The organism is Roseateles sp. (assembly GCF_049240545.1).
Taxonomy (GTDB): domain Bacteria; phylum Pseudomonadota; class Gammaproteobacteria; order Burkholderiales; family Burkholderiaceae_C; genus Paucibacter_A.
The window spans coordinates 1-1,298 of sequence record NZ_JBMLSK010000068.1; the positions used below are offsets into that span (position 1 = coordinate 1).

Here is a 1,298-nt window from a genome sequence, read left to right on the forward strand (position 1 = left end):
CTGAACCACACCGGGTATCGAGGAGGCCTGTTGGCTTGAGTCAGACCGGCCCGGTCTGACGGTTCTTGGGTTCAGGCATTCTCTTTCTCAGCCCCCCGCAGGGGCCGCCGGAGGCCCCCCGGTTGGGCCATGTATTCATGGTTCAACCCTCCTGCGGCGCTGCCGACGAAGCTGGCTTGGTGGTGGATGCCTTGGCCTGCTCGCGCCAGTAGTTTGCCTCTGCTTCGGCCGGCGGGATGTAGCCGATGGGTTCGAGCAGGCGATGGTGGTTGAACCACGAGACCCACTCCAGCGTCGCCAGTTCGACCGCCTCGCGCGTCTTCCATGGCCCGCGCCGGTGGATGATCTCGGCCTTGAAGAGACCGTTGATCGTCTCGGCCAGCGCGTTGTCGTAGCTGTCGCCCGTGCTGCCCACCGACGGCTCAATGCCGGCCTCGGCCAGACGCTCGCTGTAGCGGATCGAGACGTACTGCGAACCTCGATCGCTGTGGTGCACGAGGTCACCTTCGCGCTCGGCGCGCCGCGCATACAGCGCCTGCTCCAGCGCGTCGAGCACGAAGTCGGTCTGCATCGAACTGCTGACGCGCCAGCCCACGATACGCCGCGCGAAGACATCGACGACGAAGGCCACGTACACGAAGCCCTGCCAGGTCGAGACGTAGGTGAAGTCCGCCACCCACAGCTGGTTCGGCCGCCGGGCCTTGAAGTGGCGCTTGACGCGGTCCAGCGGGCACGCCGCCTTGGCATCGGGCACCGTCGTGCGCACGCCCTTGCCGCGGCGCACGCCTTGCAGCCCGAGTCGGCGCATCAGACGTTCGACCGTGCAGCGCGCCACCGTCACGCCTTCGCGCAGGAGCTGCCGCCACACCTTGTCGGCGCCATAGACCCTCAGGTTCGCGTCGTACACGCGCTGCACCTGAGGGATCAACTGCGCGTCGCGCTGCGCCCGCGCGGGCAGCAGCGCCGGATCGCGCTGGCGTGCCGTGTGACGCCGGTACGCCGACGGGGCGACCTGCAGCGCTGCGCAGATCGGCTCGACCCCCTGCCGAGCGCGATGCTCGTCGATGAAGGCATTCACTTCTTGTGATGGCGGTCGAGCTCCGCCTGGGCGAAATATGCGCTGGCCAGCTTCAGGATCTCGTTGGTCTTGCGCAGCTCGCGCACTTCGCGTTCGAGTTCCTTGATCCGCTGCTGCTCGGCCGTCGTCGCGCCGGGACGCACGCCGCTGTCGCGCTCGCCCTGGCGCACCCACTTGCGCAGCGTCTCGGCCGTGCAGCCGATCTTGCCGGCGATCGACT

At 68.0% G+C, this 1,298-nt stretch carries 1 protein-coding gene and 1 other annotated feature; the gene reads right to left on the reverse strand.

Annotated elements, in window-relative coordinates:
- Positions 1–142: 142 nt before the first annotated feature.
- A protein-coding gene (locus ACOVRJ_RS03985) for an IS3 family transposase (RefSeq protein ID WP_422042603.1) occupies positions 143–1,298 on the reverse strand; the annotation gives its coding sequence in 2 pieces (ribosomal slippage) (positions 143–1,116 and positions 1,116–1,298; 1,157 coding nt annotated over the 2 pieces). This gene is flagged as partial in the annotation.
- Positions 1,004–1,120, reverse strand: a sequence feature (AL1L pseudoknot). (Overlaps the previous gene by 117 nt.)